Raw genomic sequence first — 15,062 nt, forward strand, 5'->3', positions numbered from 1 at the left:
AAGTAAACGTGCCATCATTATTGAGAGAAACACTACCTCCATTGGTACTGCTAAGATCAAAGCTATCAATGAGTACGATGTCCCCATCAGGGTCAGTATCATTGCTCAGAAATGGAAATGTGACTGGGGTATTTTCCGCAGTACTGACATTATCATCTCCTGCTACTGGTGGGTTGTTGAGTTGAGAAGCAAAGAGCAAATCTTCTTGCAAAACTCCCGGATAACTTACCAAAACCTCTTGCTCAAACGCCAAACTATTTCCCACTTCCCCAACTTTAACCCCAAGTTCCCAACTACCACCTAACTCTGCACAACCAACACGATCGATAGCAGCAGCAACACCTACCCCTGTCAACTCATGGAACCTGACCACAAAAGCTTTACCAATATTTCCCGCAGCTATCTCGCAACCATACAAAAATATCCCACCAGTTCCAATGACCTCACCCCACCTTTTAAACTCTGCTCCATATTCGCCTAAGTTGGAGAAACTGAACTTGATGTTACCCAACTGCAAACTACCAGGAGAACCGTGACAAACAATATGCAGACTATTAACTGGATAATCCAAAATAGCTCTAGTTATTTGCCTGACCTCATCTTCTTCCGAGTTCAGAATGATAACTTTTGCTCCTGGCAAAACCCCTGATGCTAACATTTGATAATTTTCTACCGTAGGGTCAATAATTACCAACATTCCCATACCAGGTGGCCAAATTCTCACACAATGTCTGTTATCTTTATCCCTTATGGATTTAATACCCCACCTTCTGCACGGTGCAAATGCAGTTGGTGGGGTGAGACACCCCATCGACCCCATTCTCCTGACTCCTGGCTCCTGACTCCTGACTCCTTCTTCAATTGTTAACTTTTTATCGAGAATTTCTTGGTTGTAATTTGGGGTTAAAAAGTTCATGGTAAATATTTGTTAATCTGTTTTTCTCTGAGGATTTTTCCTGACCAATTGGATAGTAAATTTTGTATAACTTGCGTGCGAAAGACCGGGTTTAAAGGCTGCATCAAATAAATTGGCGATATTCAGAAAAGCTAATTCGCTATTAATTGTTATGACCACAACCTCTTGATACCAGTATTTATACTGCTTAGTTTTTTTTGATTTGTGAATTTTATAATATATAAATAACTAACACAACGGCAATAAAAATAATATTAAATTTTATTTCTCCCCCACTCCCCTACTTCCTTGCTCAAGATACGGATTAAAAAGTTTTTGAGAAATGAATGGTATTAGCTAGGGCGAATGCCATTCGCCCCTACGGTTGCTGGAAAAAGATATTAATGATATAAACGTCTTAAATTATTATGTACTGACACTAAAGTACTCCAATTTAAATAAAAATACCGATAAGATGAGGACAAAATAAAGTGGGAAGTAAATTTTTATTATCTTTAATCTCAATATTTATTTTAGGACTTCCTTTAACATGGGGAAAATCTGCAACTGGATTAACACAAATAAATTCAACAAAAGTTAAACCTCAAGACAAGTCTTTTCCCCATTTACTATCACCACCAATATTACAAAGTTTAAATAACTCCCATTCTGTTTCTTCAACAGTTAGAAAAAACACCCTACAATTAGCACAAGCATCAGATGAATATGACGACCTTTCAGAACTAGACCAAGTAACCTCCGTATCCCAACTCTCAGATATTCAACCTACAGACTGGGCGTTTCAAGCATTACAATCATTAGTAGAACGTTACGGTTGTATTGCAGGATATCCAGATGGCACTTACAAAGGCAACCGAGCTATGACACGATACGAATTTGCTGCTGGGTTAAATGCGTGCTTAGATAGAATGACAGAATTAATTGATCAGTCTACAGTAGACTTAGCGAGCCGCGAGGATATGGCTTCCGTTCAACGTTTAGTCGAAGAATTTGCCCCAGAGTTAGCTACCCTCCGTGGTCGAATAGATGTACTTGAAGCTCGCACCGCAGAATTAGAAGCAAACAGGTTTAATGGCACTACGACAATATTTGGCGGAGAAGTAATATTTGGCTTAACCAATGGTTTCGGTGGCGAGGATGTCGTCAATGCTTTTGGTGGACGTGGAGACGGAGACAACAACACAATTTTTAATTATCTAGTACGACTGCAAACAGCTACAACCTTTACAGGTAAAGACCGTCTACGAATAGAGTTGGGTGCGGCAAATTTCAGTAGTACTGGTTTTGCAGGTAGCCAGTCATTTAATACAGATATGGCAATTTTATCTTATCAAACAAATACAGATGATGAATTTCAGATATTTAAGTTGGAATATCGTTTTCCCGCTTTTGGCGATCGCGTGGTATTCACTTTCCGTCCTGTCAACTTCAGCTTAAATAGTGTCCTCACAGCTAACTCCCCTTATTTTGATGCAGGTCGTGGGTCTATTTCCCGGTTTACTGACTCTAGTCCCATATTTAAGATAGGTAGATTAGATTCTGGTTTGGGTTTTGACTGGTTAGTTACTGATAAAGTACGTTTGCAAGTTGCCTACGGTACGCGGGATAGCGAAAACCCTGGCAATGGTCCTACAGGCCAAGGTGGTATTACTGATGCTGGTCACAGTGCGGTGGGAGTCCAATTTTTAACTGTTCCATTTGATAATGTATTGACTGGTGTGACTTATATTAATGCTTATTCAGAAGACGGTTATTTGGATACTTTTACTGGCAGCTTAAATGCTGATACTTCTGGAGGGTTAGGTCTACCTGCTAATATTAATGCTGTGGGTGGTACAGTGCAATGGCGAGTTTGGGAGAAAATAACTCTAGGTGCTTGGGGAGGATGGGTATTTACAAATTATATTAATTCTGATGCTCATGCTACCTCTAATACTTATTTATTTTCTGTCGGTATGTCTGACCCTTTTGGTCGTCAAGGAGATTTATTTGCTGTTTTATTTGGTAAACCGTTAAAATTAGTTGATGGAGATAATGGCATTGAAGAAGATGAGGATACTTCTTATCATATTGAAACTTTTTATCGATATAAAGTTAACGATTATATCACAATTACTCCCGGAGTTTTTGTAGTGACTAATCCAGAACATAATGAAGATAATGAAACAATTGTTATAGGAGTTTTACGGACAACTTTCCGCTTTTGACCTTCAAGAAGGAAGAAGGAAGAAGGAAGAAGGAAGAAGTGGATGGGGACTCATGTCATGTCCGCTTGAATAATTAGGAAGGAAGGCAGAAGGCAGAGGGTAGAAGGGTTTTTCCAGTTGTAACTTTATGTTATACACTAATAATGCTACCGGACATGATATCAAGCCCCAAGCAATTATCAATATCCTTTAGATGGTGGGGCACTCAACCCAAATTAAAAAGATAAGTAAAATTAACAAAAAAAAATTAGAACAACTATATTTATCTATGAATAATAACTTTTTGATAACAGTAAGAAATAGAGAACAAACAAGAGTAAAGATGCAACAAAAAAGAGCAAAATATTTGGGAATAAATTCAATTAATAAATTGATATGTTTCCTTCTTTTTTCTTCTTTTTCCCTGGGCTTAATATCTGTAGCTTACGCTCAAGAAGAAAATTCTAGGGAACCAGCAAAACAACGTAGAATAAAGGTACCGTTTTTTGAAGAAGAAAGAAAACAAGATTTCACCAACTTTTCTAATACTTTTTTAAATGATGCTGTGGGTGGTACAGGAGACCCCATGGGTGGCGGTACTGCACCGGGTTCTGATTTTACCATGTCTCCAAATGTATCAAATGTATCATCTGATGCAGAATTTTCTAACCCCTCTCGTGGAGTTGAATCTTCCCCTCGCGGTGGAATGATGAGAGGTTCTCAACCTGCTGGTGGTGGCTCTGGCGATCGCGTATCACCTACACCTATAACTCCTATGACTGGAGGTGGAGGTAGAGGTATTTTTCAAAACTTACCGCCGAGGTAATATGGAGTGTGGAGAGATGGGGACCCACCCCTCGCCCCTCCCCCTCCCAGGAGGGGAATGTGGGGAGTTCGAGAAAGATTTGGCAATGGCGCATCGGTTGGAACATTTTTTTATACGAATTATATCATGTTCGTTGGTATAGTCCCGTGTAAAAGTTGGGGAAATATCTACCGCCATATAAGTAAAATTTTTCCTTTTCTTAAAGCTTCTTCCTTCTTCCTTACCTTGTCTATACAAGACCGATGCTACCGGACATGATATTAATCAGATTTTTCAGCCTTCCTCCCTCTTCCTTCCCCTCTCTTCCTTCTTCCTTCTTAATATAACTGATAACTGAAATGACCCAATTAAGTTCAATTACCATCTCACCTAATTTAGAACCTAGTGGTTTACTTGTTCTCTTACATGGCTGGGGAGCTAACTGTAATGATTTAACACCTTTAGCAACACAGTTGAATTTGCCTGGTTATTGGTTTGAATTTCCAGATGCTCCATTACCTCATCCTCAAGTTCCAGGAGGAAAAATGTGGTATGACTTAGAGAATTTAGAATTCAAAGGTCTGCCTGAAAGTCGCCAAGTATTAATTGATTGGCTAATTTCTCTAGAAAGTAAAACGGGGATACCTTTATCTAAAACTATTCTATGTGGCTTTTCTCAAGGTGGGGCGATGGCTATGGATGTAGGAGTAACTCTGCCAATAGCAGGTTTAATGATTTTAAGTGGATATCTACATTCTCAACTTCAACCATCAACAGAAAAATTACCACCTGTTCTAGTTACACATGGTACACAAGACCCAGTTTTACCTATTCAAGAAGGGAGACGAACGCGCGATACTTTCACAAATCTGGGGGCAAATATACAATACCAAGAATTTAATATGGGACATGAGATTATCCCAGAAATTGTGAAGTTAATGCGAAGTTTTGTTATAGATACTATGGCAAAAGCTTAGAAAGACTATTATATTAAATGGAAGTGTGAATAACACTCCGTTTTAATTGATGCTTTCAGCAGATGCCATTTCAGGGAGGTCGGTTTTGATGCAAACTATAGCCCGTTCTTTACACGAGGTTGCTAATTTAACTGCACAGGATGTAGCTAAGTTGGCTTTACGTTTGGAGGAAGATGATTATCAAAATCCTTTTGACGGGTTGAGTGATTGGCACCTGCTACGAGCGATCGCCTTTCAACGTCCAGAGTTAATCGATCCTTATATCCATTTATTAGATTTAGAGCCTTGTGATGAGGCTTGAGGGAAGTATGGGGAACGCATAAATTAGTAATTTCATCATTTTATCAAATTTGAGAGTGTTGGTTTAGAAAAAAAATAACCAAGGTATTTTTTAGCTTGGATAGTTTTTACCCAACACTCTTATTTATTTATTTATTTTTCAAATAGGGAAGAGGGAGAAATAATTAATAATTAATAATTAATTGTTGAACAGATGTCTATAGGAACAGAAGTAATAGCCACTATACAAAATCATGTTTCGTAATCATTGGCAGTGAAAATCTATTCCCTGTTCCCTGTTCCCTGTTCCCTACAAAAAAAATATTATGGCTAGAAGAGTTTTAATCAGTATTTGTGGTGGTATAGCAGCTTATAAAATTTGTGAAGTAGTTTCTACTCTCGTAAAATCTGGTATTGAGGTGCGAGCAATTTTGACAGATTCTGCTCAACAGTTCATTACACCTCTGACTTTATCTACTCTCTGTCGTTATCCAGCTTATACAGATCGAGATTTTTGGCAGTCTACTCACGGACGTCCATTGCATATTCAGTTGGGAGAATGGGCAGAAATAATAGTCATTGCTCCTCTCACAGCAAATACTTTGGCCAAATTAGTATACGGTTTAGCAGATAATTTGTTAACTAATACAGTGCTGGCTTCTAGTTGCCCAATTTTATTATCTCCGGCAATGAATACTGATATGTGGGAACAACAGACGGTACAGCGAAATTGGCAACAAATATTGACTGAAAAAAGATTTTATGGTATAAGCCCAAGTATGGGAATATTAGCTTGCGATCGCATTGGTCAAGGCCGAATGGCGGAACCAACGGAAATAGTCACAAATATAAAATCTTTGTTATATACAGCAGGTAAAAGAGATTTAGCAGGTAAGAAAATATTAATTAGTGCGGGTGGAACGAGAGAGCATTTAGACCCTGTGAGATATATTGGCAACCCTTCTACGGGTAAGATGGGTATAGCTTTGGCTAAGGCGGCATTGCATCGGGGAGCAAGTGTTACTTTGGTGCATAGTATTTTGGGAGAGTTGCTGTTATCAGGGATAAAAACTGTGGAGGTGGTGAGTGCTGCTCAGATGCGACAAGCAATGTTATCTAATTTTGGTGAAGCAGATATTGTTGTGATGAGTGCAGCAGTTGCAGATGTTAAACCTGCTGAGTATAGTAGTGAGAAGTTGCCAAAGCGATCGCTACCAGATTTATTACCTTTGACACCTGTACCGGATATTGTGGCGGAGTTAGGACGGTTAAAGCAGCGCCAACAATATTTGATTGGGTTTGCGGCACAGACTGGAGATATTGTTGCACCTGCGTTGGAGAAGTTGCAGGTGAAAAATTTAGATGCTATTGTTGCTAACCCTATTGACCGGGAGGAAGCTGGTTTTGGTAGTGATACAAATCAAGGAATTTTTCTGGATGCTGAAGGTCGTCGGCAAGATATTCCGTCTTGTAGTAAGTTAGAGATGGCTCATAGTTTGTGGAGTTTTGTCTTGGAGAGCGGAGTGGGGAAGTAGGGGAGATGGGGAGATCGAGAAAGATTTGGCAATGGCGCTTTAACGAAGTCAGAAGTCAGAAGTCAGAAGTCAGAAGTTATTTTTGTAACGGGGGTTTAAGCCCCGCTCCAAAAATATTGCGCCTTAAAAGGCGGGGTTTTAGACCCATATTATTTTGATAATAGAATATTTTTTTATAGCTTTCATTCCGCACTTCAATCTGTTTTTACAAAGCTACTAATTAGCTAAATTTTGTAATTTTGACAATCATTATCGCATATAAAACAGGTTTTAATTTATCTAGAAACTTTTGCAGTCAGGCGATCGAGCAGTTGATTTAAATAGTCGGGCAGATGGGAATATTGATGGGGTTCATTCAAGTCTTGGCAATCTGTATTAAACTCGCAGTCTGGTAAAATTTTTCCCGTGTTGCCATCGACAAAAACATTCCAATATTTACCTATTAAACCGACAATACTAATATTAATCATCCACTCATTATTATCAAAACAGGTTGCACCTACAACCTCAAACAAGTGATGATGTTCTGGAAATACTTCCAGATTGGACAAGAGATAATCGAGGGCTGTTTGTTTGATAGTAGTTAATTCTAACATACAGGTGTAATCTTCAAGTATTTACCAGAAAATTGGGTTTAAAGCCTCGCACATAAGCGGGCGACTTTTTAGTTGATTTTATGTCAATAAATATGTTATCCTAAATATTAGCTTAAGAGTCAAATTATGAAAGCTAGATTTAAGTATCGTAACCATTGCAGCAATCTTTGAATGATTTAAACCGTAGGGGCGAACGGCCGAAAGCTTGCCCATAACTATCGTTAACGCCCCTACAAAACTTTTTCAGTTCGACAAAAGGCAAGAGAAAAGGTAGACCTGCTAAACCTCCTAAATTTAAAAGTAGAAAGTCACGCGCAAACTGCTAGGTTTACAAAGGGAGGATTTAAAGTTGGTCAACACAAAGTTTATTTGGCTAAGATTGGAGAGCTGAAAATACTATGGTCAAGAGAGTTACCTACAGCTCCATCATCAGTAACAGTAATTAAAGATTCAGCTAATAGATATTCCTTAAGTTTTGTAGTAGAAATACAACCATAAATCTTGCCTCAAACTGATAATTCAGTAGGTATAGATTTAGGTATCAAAACCTTTGCCACATTTAGCGATGGCACAAAGATTTAAGACCGCTAATAAGGCTAATATGAATGATTTTTTAGTCTGATATTCTAGATTAGTAACGAAATAACTATATCCCCTAAGTAAAAATGTTAACTATTGGAACACAAAAAAGCGATCGAATTAGCACAATTACTAATACAACTTGGGCTGAATATATTAGTTTAGATTTGCCCAGTAAACGAGTCTCATTTCGCAATGGAGTTATTACTATCGTGTCCCCAGGACGTAACCATGAATTAATTGGTGATTATATTAGAGCAATTATTTGGGCTTACTGTCGTCAAAACAACCTTGCACTGTTTCCTTTCAATCAAACTACTCTTAAAGAAGAAGGAAAAGAAGGGAAAGAACCTGATGTAGCTTACTGTTTTGAAAGAGACAAAGACAAGCCAGATTTGGCAGTAGAAATAAATCTAACATCAGGGAGTATCGACGATTTAACTAAATATCAATACTTAAAAATTCCTGAAGTTTGGCTATGGGAAAACAATAAAGTTAGATTCTTTGTTTATGGTGATTCAGGATATTTAGAATTAACAATCAGCAATTCTCTGCCTAACTTAAATAGCGATCGCGTGACAACAATTGTTAATAGTTGTTTTGGTAAAAGTGTTTTAGAAGTAGAAAATTATTTCCGTTAAAGCTTAATTAAAAAATAACAAAAATGAACCAAAACGAATCTTTACTACCCTTAAAAATCGCCGTCCTAACAGTTTCTGATACAAGAACCGAAGCTGATGATAAATCGGGTAAAATATTAGTGGATAATTTAACTACAACAGGTCATTTATTAGCAGAAAAAACTATTGTTCCCGATAACATTTACCAAATTCGTGCTGTAGTATCTAGATGGGTTGCATCATTATCTGTCCAAGTAATTTTGACTACTGGTGGTACGGGAGTGACAGGAAGAGATGGTACACCAGAAGCCATTAAACCACTCTTAGACAAAGAAATTGAAGGGTTTGGTGAGATATTTCGGATGATTTCCTATCAAGAAATTAAAACCTCTACCATTCAGTCTCGAACTTTGGCTGGCGTAGCTAACGGTACTTATATCTTTTGTTTACCTGGTTCTAGTGGTGCTTGTCAAACAGGATGGAGTATTATCAAAGAGCAACTAGATTCTCGTAATCGTCCTTGTAATTTGGCTCAATTGATACCGAGATTGACTGAAACTTAGAAATGATTAGGCGATCGCTTTGTTACTTAACTTTCCTGGCGGGAAGTCCCTTGCTCTCCATCCCCCCTAACCCCCCTTGGAAAGGGGGGAGGGGAGCGTCGTATGGGAAAGCCAGGGCCAGGATTCGGACACCTTCATCAGCTAAACGTTCATATGCCCTTGACAAGCTAGGAGCATTTTGTTATTATCAATGTCAACACAGGGGGAGGACATCACCTCTGTCTAAACAGCTGTCAGGGTTTCCCAGACTGAAGAATCCCTATGGATCCCGTAAGGGCAACGTCGGGAGTATGTCAAAAAACTGTGAGCTAGAGAAAGCCATCCCGTTTTAAGCGATCGCAGTGGAGCGGGGCTTACAAGGGGGCGAATTCGATTTTCCCCACAGCCCCTTGGGAACGTGGGTTTTAACCCCGTGTATCATAATTCTTGACTAATCCCTTAAAACAGATTTTGCATATTCTTGATGCCAGCTACAAATGCCGCACCGAGCAATTGACAACGCTCGTAAAAATCTTGTTCACTGGTGTGGATGTTAGAGGTTTCGTTGGATGTTACTAGTGCCCTATTATATTCAATTGTCACCGTATTTATGGTTTTTGATATTAGGTTGTCATCATTAATGTCAAGATAATAATTGGCTTTTTTTATCACTTCTTCTAACCTTTTCAGGATGGTATTGGTAGCACCATAAACATCAGGACGCGATTTTTCCCAATTATCAATATTAATGGGTAGTCTGTTAGAAGTCTCCCGTATCATGCTGATAAAGGGATCGACAAAAGCTTCCATTTGAGTTCGATTAACAGTACTGTATTTTTCTGGCTCGTCAGGACTTGAGACATCTAGGACTGACACCAATGGTCTAACTAACTCTTGATACGATTTCAAGTCATAGGTATTGCGCAGATAATCTAGTAGTGCTTTGGTATCTGTACCACCATTGTGCGGTGCAAATTTAGTTAAGTTCATACCATCTAGTTTTGGTGAAAATAACGCATCGAGTATTTCATGGGAAAATGCTGAATAACTATGTGGTTCTAAACAGATAATAGGATAATTCGGATTTGTCATATATGCAGCAGCACGACATGCTCCAGCTACAGCAATACTCAAATCATGATTCTTTTTTAACCCTAGTTTTGTTTCGACCGTAGGCTGAGAAATATCTTTGTATAGAGGAGTCCCACGATAAGTGTGTGTATTGTAGACCTGATTAGTTCTACCTTCTTTTGCTGGGGCGCGATTGCCATTGCTGATAATTAAATTTGTCAATACTGCCGAACCACAGACAAAATTTTGATGATTTTCCCAAATACTTCCAGATACCTCCAAAACCCCAACATCTGCTTGATTCCAAATTGTGTAAGGATTGCTAGAGCATAGAGATTCATCAGCAATTACGTCATCAGATAATAGCCCATCAACACAAGAAGGTGGTAAGGTTCCGGCATGTGGTACATCAAGTATCATTTGTTTTTGAGTGCCTAAAGTACTAGGTCGGATAAAGCTGATGCTAGAGTCACTACGCCCGGTAATAAAAAGTGTATCGACCAATGATACAATGTATACGGGCGTATCTTTATACTCAAAATATGGTCGTGCCACTAACAGCATGGCATTGTATATTTCTTGTGACGTATTAGGATATTGTTTTTTTAACCAACTAGAGAATATGACTTGATCTGAAAACTCTTCGAGTATATTTCGATTGCTGAAATCTTTTCCTGTAAAACGCTGTATAAAATCAATTGCTGTTGTGTGCATGACTTTGCATTTATTTTTCATTCTATAAACTAAATAAACATTACCAGATCTGATATTTTCTGAGTTCAAAGAAAAAGTTACACCTAGCTTAGACTGAAATTGGGCTATATTGATGGCGAGATTGACTGAAACTTGGAGTACAAAAAATTGTATTGTCTAATAGCCTGTAATTTGCTAGTCTACTTAAAGTCTCAATATCAGGACTTACGCAAATCGACCTTTTAAGCACCATCTGTAGGGGCGAATGGCATTCGCCCTCACTATATATAGAGTCTCTGCGTAAGTCCTGTATATGTTTACCCAATCAGCTAAATTAGCAGATATCTAAGGTCAAGTCCAATGGAGGGATTAATGGTTACATTAGAAGATGCCAGAAGAGTAATAAGTGCTGCTGAAAAAAAAGCACTCGAAATTGGTCAACCCATGAATATCGCAGTAGTGGATGGGGGAGGAAATCTGGTAGCTCATGTACGAATGGATGGAGCTTGGATCGGAAGTATCGATATATCTATTAAAAAAGCGTATACTTCGCGGGCGTTCAATCTGGCCACGAAAGATTTAGCCGAACAGAGTCAATCAGGAGGACAATTTTTTGGGATTCATGCCTCTAACAATGGCCAAATTATGATTTTTGCTGGGGGAATACCCCTTTACAGTGAGGGACAAGTAGTGGGGGCAATTGGGGTTAGTGGGGGGTCGGGAGAGCAAGACCATGCCGTAGCTGAAGCTGGAGCGGCCCTATTTTAATTATGGAGATGATCATTTGAGATGGGTGATGGTAAGTTCTGGCTTGGGAGTTGTCTATTTAGGATTTGCTGATTAAAGATCGCGCGCATTGACTGATATTGGTTGTAGCTTTTTTCGGTATTGAAAAAGTACAAGGTTTTGGTTGTAGACAGCTCAAAAAGGAGCGGATTTTGGACGGATTCTAGTTGATCAATCTTGGGATAATTATTCATAAGAGCCATTCCCTCTTCATCGATACAGCCGATGACAACTCCTACAATATTTTCTTTTGCCAATTGCAGGACTGTAAAAAATCGCTCCTCCCCATCTTTATAATAGGAGGTATTGAGCACACATTGGCCCCCGGCGACCTAGAGACCGGCTTCCATTTTTGTCCATTCGGTGGAGTCAAGCATCAGTGGAAGAGTCGTATATGTCACCAGTCGTGATACGAGTACTCGCATATCCCTCTCTCCATCACGCCCGACGTAATCTACGTTTACGTCCAGCATTTGTGCGCCTTCTTGGACTTGGGGTTTAGCGATCGCCTATTACCCATCCCAATCATCTTCATTCAACAGCTCGTGGACTTTTTCATTACCTCTCGCGTTTAAAACCAGGCCAACGATTAACTTCCCTTGGGTGGTTATACTGCGTTCTCCCGTTTAGAAGAGCGCACAACTCCGTAAACGCCAGTCGCCGAGATGTTTGCGGAGCCAACAAAATACGAAAAGGCAGCTGGATGGTGGGGGGTTTTTTTCGTGTGGCGGTTGAATGAAAGGCTGTGCTTAGGTTGTACGACTCTCACAATGTGAAAGTTCCGCTATTCTTGACTAGCAGGAGGAATTCAGATATGTTTAGGATATGTCATATTTCTTGGACGTTGAGTGAGAGTTTCCACTGTTTTCCGCTCGCGGTTACTGTGATGTGCGTGTCTCTGTCGCCCTATCAGCTCGCGTGGGCCTGGGTTCTGCCTGGTTGGCCTTGAGTCACCTGAAAATTATCCGGCTCATTGGTTTAGGCTAATCCAATGAGGAACGAGCCATTTAGGGAGGCGGTGATGACACCTTCTATGACCCGCGAACCTTGGTTCCAGGCAAGTGGCTTGTTCAGGAAGCTGAGCATAATGGTAATGCCAACCAGGGACGACACAACGCCCGTGCTCAGGCCTCGCCGTTCACCTAACGGGCGCCTACGGAATCTTAGACTCAAATTATCCACTGGAGGATGTAGCATGAGGGCGTGAGGGTGGTGGGAGATAGGAAAAAAGTGCGGAATTGAATGTGCCTTGAATGGGATGTGAAGATTGAAAATAGTTGTCCGTGTGTGGAACCTGCGCCTGGATACGGCCCAAAATGCCCCAGCCGAGCGAGAGCATTCACCGCGACGGGTGTGGTAGAGGTAAAGAAGTTTTTTGTAAAGGTAAAGGAGGCAAGGCATGCCTAGGAAGAAATGGACCCGAAAAAAGATGTCACTGGTGTTCTTGGGAACGTGGCGAAATGGGTGGAAGTGGCGTGATGGGACTTGGGGCAGGAGTAATCAGCTTCGTTCGATCACCCATGCTCCTGTTTGCTCATCGTGGATGTGCGAAAACTGGTAGAGACGAAGACGCCAGCCGAGGGTGCGGTTGAATCGAAGTGGGAGCTGGTGGACCTACCCCTGGATGGAACGCAGGTCGAGCCCGAGTCCGAATCGCTCCCGGCTGGTGTGGTAGCGGCAGATTTCGATGATGGACGATTTCCTAAGCAAGTAAAACGCCTTTTGTACAGTGGGGTGCGAATGACGCAGTGGTCAGTAATTTTCAAGTAGATCATGTAGCAAGCGAGTTTGCGGATACGGAGGAAGGAGTGGCATGAACCCGGCCGCAACCAAAAACAGGAAAGCTGACCGTGACGTCTTGAGAAGTCCGGAAGAGAGTGAGAAGGTCTGACCAATGGGAAGGTAGAGTTCAACCCGCGGGGGAGTACTGAAAATTGGGTAGTAAACACACCGAAACTACCCGATATGGCATCCCTAACCATTCAACCCCACCAAACCCCAACTCAACTCCCAATAAACCACCCCTAACCCAACTCACCCACCTGCGAAGATAGTCACCAATGCGCTGATCTGACGCACCTAGCTCATAAAGCTGGGCTACCTTCGCCTTCATTCTATCCAGCGTCTTCTGAGCTACACATAAACCCGATGGGGTAAACCAATAGCCGAGAAACTCAAAACCCGAGGAAACGCGCCCGATGAAAGTTTTGTCTGGGTGCTTTTCAACTTGCAAATCAGCCATCACCTCATTCACTACCTTGATGGCCTTCCGCAACTTCCACCGTGTCGGAGCCAGAATCACCCAGTCATCCATATACCGGACGTAAAAGCAGCCCATACCCACCCCCACCCCTCCCAGGAGGGGAGCCATGCGGTCGTCCAAAGGCTTCAAAAACAAAGCCCCCATCAGGGGAGATAAGGGACACCCCAAAGATATCCCCTGGGTAATATCAATATATTCACCCCCATCCGAAACAAAGCGACGCAAATAACCCCATAACAAACGTAAAACAGCATCATCCTGGACGTATTTCCCCACAATATCCATCAAAATTCCATGATTGATGCTGGCATAATACCCCTTAACATCAGTGCGAAACACAAATGGATGCTCCTCAACATTAGCAGCAACCTCTCGCACCGCCCCCTTCAACCCACCATTCCCGGCTAAGTGAAAACATCGAGGTGAAAGGACAGGTTTCAAGTGTTCGGTCAAAACAATAGTCATCGCTTTTAACACCAAAGCATCCAAAGACGACCACCATTCTATTGATTTCTCTTCACCTCGAATCAAGCGCAACTCCCGAAATTGAAAATTCCCCGAAAGAATTTGCGCCTGGAGGATGGGCTTTTTCTCGTGCCACCATCGTCTGAGCTGCCAGACATCGGCATTCGGATGATAATGTAGGCGTTGTTTACACAACCATTGATAAGCAGTATCGATCGCTTCGTCGGAGGCTATTTTTTCGATTAGAGTGGACATGGATGTAATAGTTGTAAGCTCTGTCGCGATATATTGTTGACATCCTCCCCGGCCTTTAGGCACGGGGTTTCCTACCGAGCCTAAGCTCCTCGGTGGGTTGACCTTTCATTGGCTGCTGCTGCCTTGGCGGTAGTCTTGCGCTTGCCTCCACGTCCGTTTAATGTCTCGGACTGCCCGCCCGCGACTAATATATTTATTGCTGCGTTCTCGTCTCTATCATGTTTTGCACCACAATTGAGACACTCCCATTCTCGCACCTGAAGGTCTAGCTTCCCACCTTTAAAGCCACAATTTGAACAAACTTGGGATGTGGGATCCCAACGATTAATTACTCTAAAATCACGACCATATTTTTCAGCAATTCCATCTAGGAATGTTCTGAATTGTCTCCATCCTAAATCGGATACCCACCCCTCTTGCTCCCCTCCCGGGAGGGGATGGGGGTGGGTTACGGTTTTTTACCATACCAGAAACATTCAAGTCCTCTAAAACAA

General features: G+C 41.1%; 14 protein-coding genes and 1 pseudogene. 9 read left to right on the forward strand and 6 right to left on the reverse strand.

The window, feature by feature from the left end; all coding sequences use genetic code 11:
* The coding region (locus tag F6K15_RS22550) for a DUF4347 domain-containing protein (RefSeq protein ID WP_293064584.1) at positions 1 to 916 on the reverse strand (916 nt) is incomplete at its 3' end.
* Positions 917 to 1,386: 470 nt separating this feature from the next.
* On the opposite strand from F6K15_RS22550, the gene F6K15_RS22555 reads away from it, so the two are divergent.
* From F6K15_RS22555 to coaBC, 5 genes are all read left to right on the forward strand, one after another.
* Positions 1,387 to 3,123 carry an iron uptake porin gene (locus tag F6K15_RS22555; protein WP_293064587.1) on the forward strand — a complete coding sequence of 579 codons (1,737 nt, stop codon included), beginning with the start codon at positions 1,387 to 1,389 and terminating at the stop codon, positions 3,121 to 3,123.
* Between the two features lie 268 nt (positions 3,124 to 3,391).
* Entirely contained in the window at positions 3,392 to 3,928 is a 537-nt protein-coding gene (locus F6K15_RS22560) for a hypothetical protein (RefSeq protein ID WP_293064590.1), read from the forward strand.
* Positions 3,929 to 4,266: 338 nt separating this feature from the next.
* The gene (locus tag F6K15_RS22565) at positions 4,267 to 4,884 is read left to right on the forward strand and encodes an alpha/beta hydrolase (RefSeq protein ID WP_293064592.1); all 618 of its coding nucleotides are present in this window, start codon (positions 4,267 to 4,269) and stop codon (positions 4,882 to 4,884) included.
* A gap of 88 nt (positions 4,885 to 4,972) precedes the next feature.
* The gene (locus tag F6K15_RS22570; protein WP_124145794.1) at positions 4,973 to 5,185 is read left to right on the forward strand and encodes a DUF2555 domain-containing protein; all 213 of its coding nucleotides are present in this window, start codon (positions 4,973 to 4,975) and stop codon (positions 5,183 to 5,185) included.
* A gap of 304 nt (positions 5,186 to 5,489) precedes the next feature.
* The gene (coaBC, locus tag F6K15_RS22575; RefSeq protein ID WP_293064596.1) at positions 5,490 to 6,698 is read left to right on the forward strand and encodes a bifunctional phosphopantothenoylcysteine decarboxylase/phosphopantothenate--cysteine ligase CoaBC; all 1,209 of its coding nucleotides are present in this window, start codon (positions 5,490 to 5,492) and stop codon (positions 6,696 to 6,698) included.
* A 275-nt stretch (positions 6,699 to 6,973) separates the two neighbouring features.
* On the opposite strand, the gene F6K15_RS22580 is transcribed toward coaBC, so the two are convergent.
* On the reverse strand, positions 6,974 to 7,294 hold the full coding sequence (locus tag F6K15_RS22580) for a hypothetical protein (RefSeq protein ID WP_293064599.1): 321 nt from the start codon (positions 7,292 to 7,294) through the stop codon (positions 6,974 to 6,976).
* Between the two features lie 369 nt (positions 7,295 to 7,663).
* Between F6K15_RS22580 and F6K15_RS38540 the strand changes: the two genes are divergently transcribed.
* The 3 genes from F6K15_RS38540 to moaB all read left to right on the forward strand — a co-directional run bounded on the left by F6K15_RS38540 (position 7,664) and on the right by moaB (position 9,056).
* On the forward strand, positions 7,664 to 7,792 hold the full coding sequence (locus tag F6K15_RS38540) for a hypothetical protein (RefSeq protein ID WP_363268503.1): 129 nt from the start codon (positions 7,664 to 7,666) through the stop codon (positions 7,790 to 7,792).
* A gap of 167 nt (positions 7,793 to 7,959) precedes the next feature.
* On the forward strand, positions 7,960 to 8,514 hold the full coding sequence (locus F6K15_RS22590; protein ID WP_293064601.1) for a Uma2 family endonuclease: 555 nt from the start codon (positions 7,960 to 7,962) through the stop codon (positions 8,512 to 8,514).
* Positions 8,515 to 8,537: 23 nt separating this feature from the next.
* Positions 8,538 to 9,056, forward strand: a complete 519-nt coding sequence (gene moaB / locus F6K15_RS22595; RefSeq protein ID WP_293064604.1) for a molybdenum cofactor biosynthesis protein B — start codon at positions 8,538 to 8,540, stop codon at positions 9,054 to 9,056.
* A 438-nt stretch (positions 9,057 to 9,494) separates the two neighbouring features.
* Here the strand turns inward: moaB and F6K15_RS22600 are convergent, their stop codons facing one another.
* Positions 9,495 to 10,661 carry a hypothetical protein gene (locus F6K15_RS22600; protein WP_293064607.1) on the reverse strand — a complete coding sequence of 389 codons (1,167 nt, stop codon included), beginning with the start codon at positions 10,659 to 10,661 and terminating at the stop codon, positions 9,495 to 9,497.
* 510 nt (positions 10,662 to 11,171) lie between these two features.
* Here F6K15_RS22600 and F6K15_RS22605 point away from each other — a divergent pair.
* Positions 11,172 to 11,567 carry a heme-binding protein gene (locus F6K15_RS22605; RefSeq protein WP_293064609.1) on the forward strand — a complete coding sequence of 132 codons (396 nt, stop codon included), beginning with the start codon at positions 11,172 to 11,174 and terminating at the stop codon, positions 11,565 to 11,567.
* Positions 11,568 to 11,782: 215 nt separating this feature from the next.
* Here F6K15_RS22605 and F6K15_RS22610 read toward each other — a convergent pair.
* The 3 genes and pseudogenes from F6K15_RS22610 to F6K15_RS22620 form a co-directional block, all read right to left on the reverse strand.
* Positions 11,783 to 12,178, reverse strand: a pseudogene (locus F6K15_RS22610) (dihydropteroate synthase); the annotation flags it as partial.
* A 1,316-nt stretch (positions 12,179 to 13,494) separates the two neighbouring features.
* On the reverse strand, positions 13,495 to 14,568 hold the full coding sequence (locus F6K15_RS22615) for a reverse transcriptase/maturase family protein (protein WP_293064612.1): 1,074 nt from the start codon (positions 14,566 to 14,568) through the stop codon (positions 13,495 to 13,497).
* 80 nt (positions 14,569 to 14,648) lie between these two features.
* Complete coding sequence (locus tag F6K15_RS22620) at positions 14,649 to 14,930, reverse strand: zinc ribbon domain-containing protein (RefSeq protein WP_293064623.1); 282 nt, start codon at positions 14,928 to 14,930, stop codon at positions 14,649 to 14,651.
* Between the last annotated feature and the right edge of the window lie 132 nt (positions 14,931 to 15,062).

Origin of the sequence: Okeania sp. SIO2B3 (genome assembly GCF_010672525.1) — a bacterium.
Taxonomy (GTDB): Bacteria; Cyanobacteriota; Cyanobacteriia; order Cyanobacteriales; family Microcoleaceae; genus Okeania.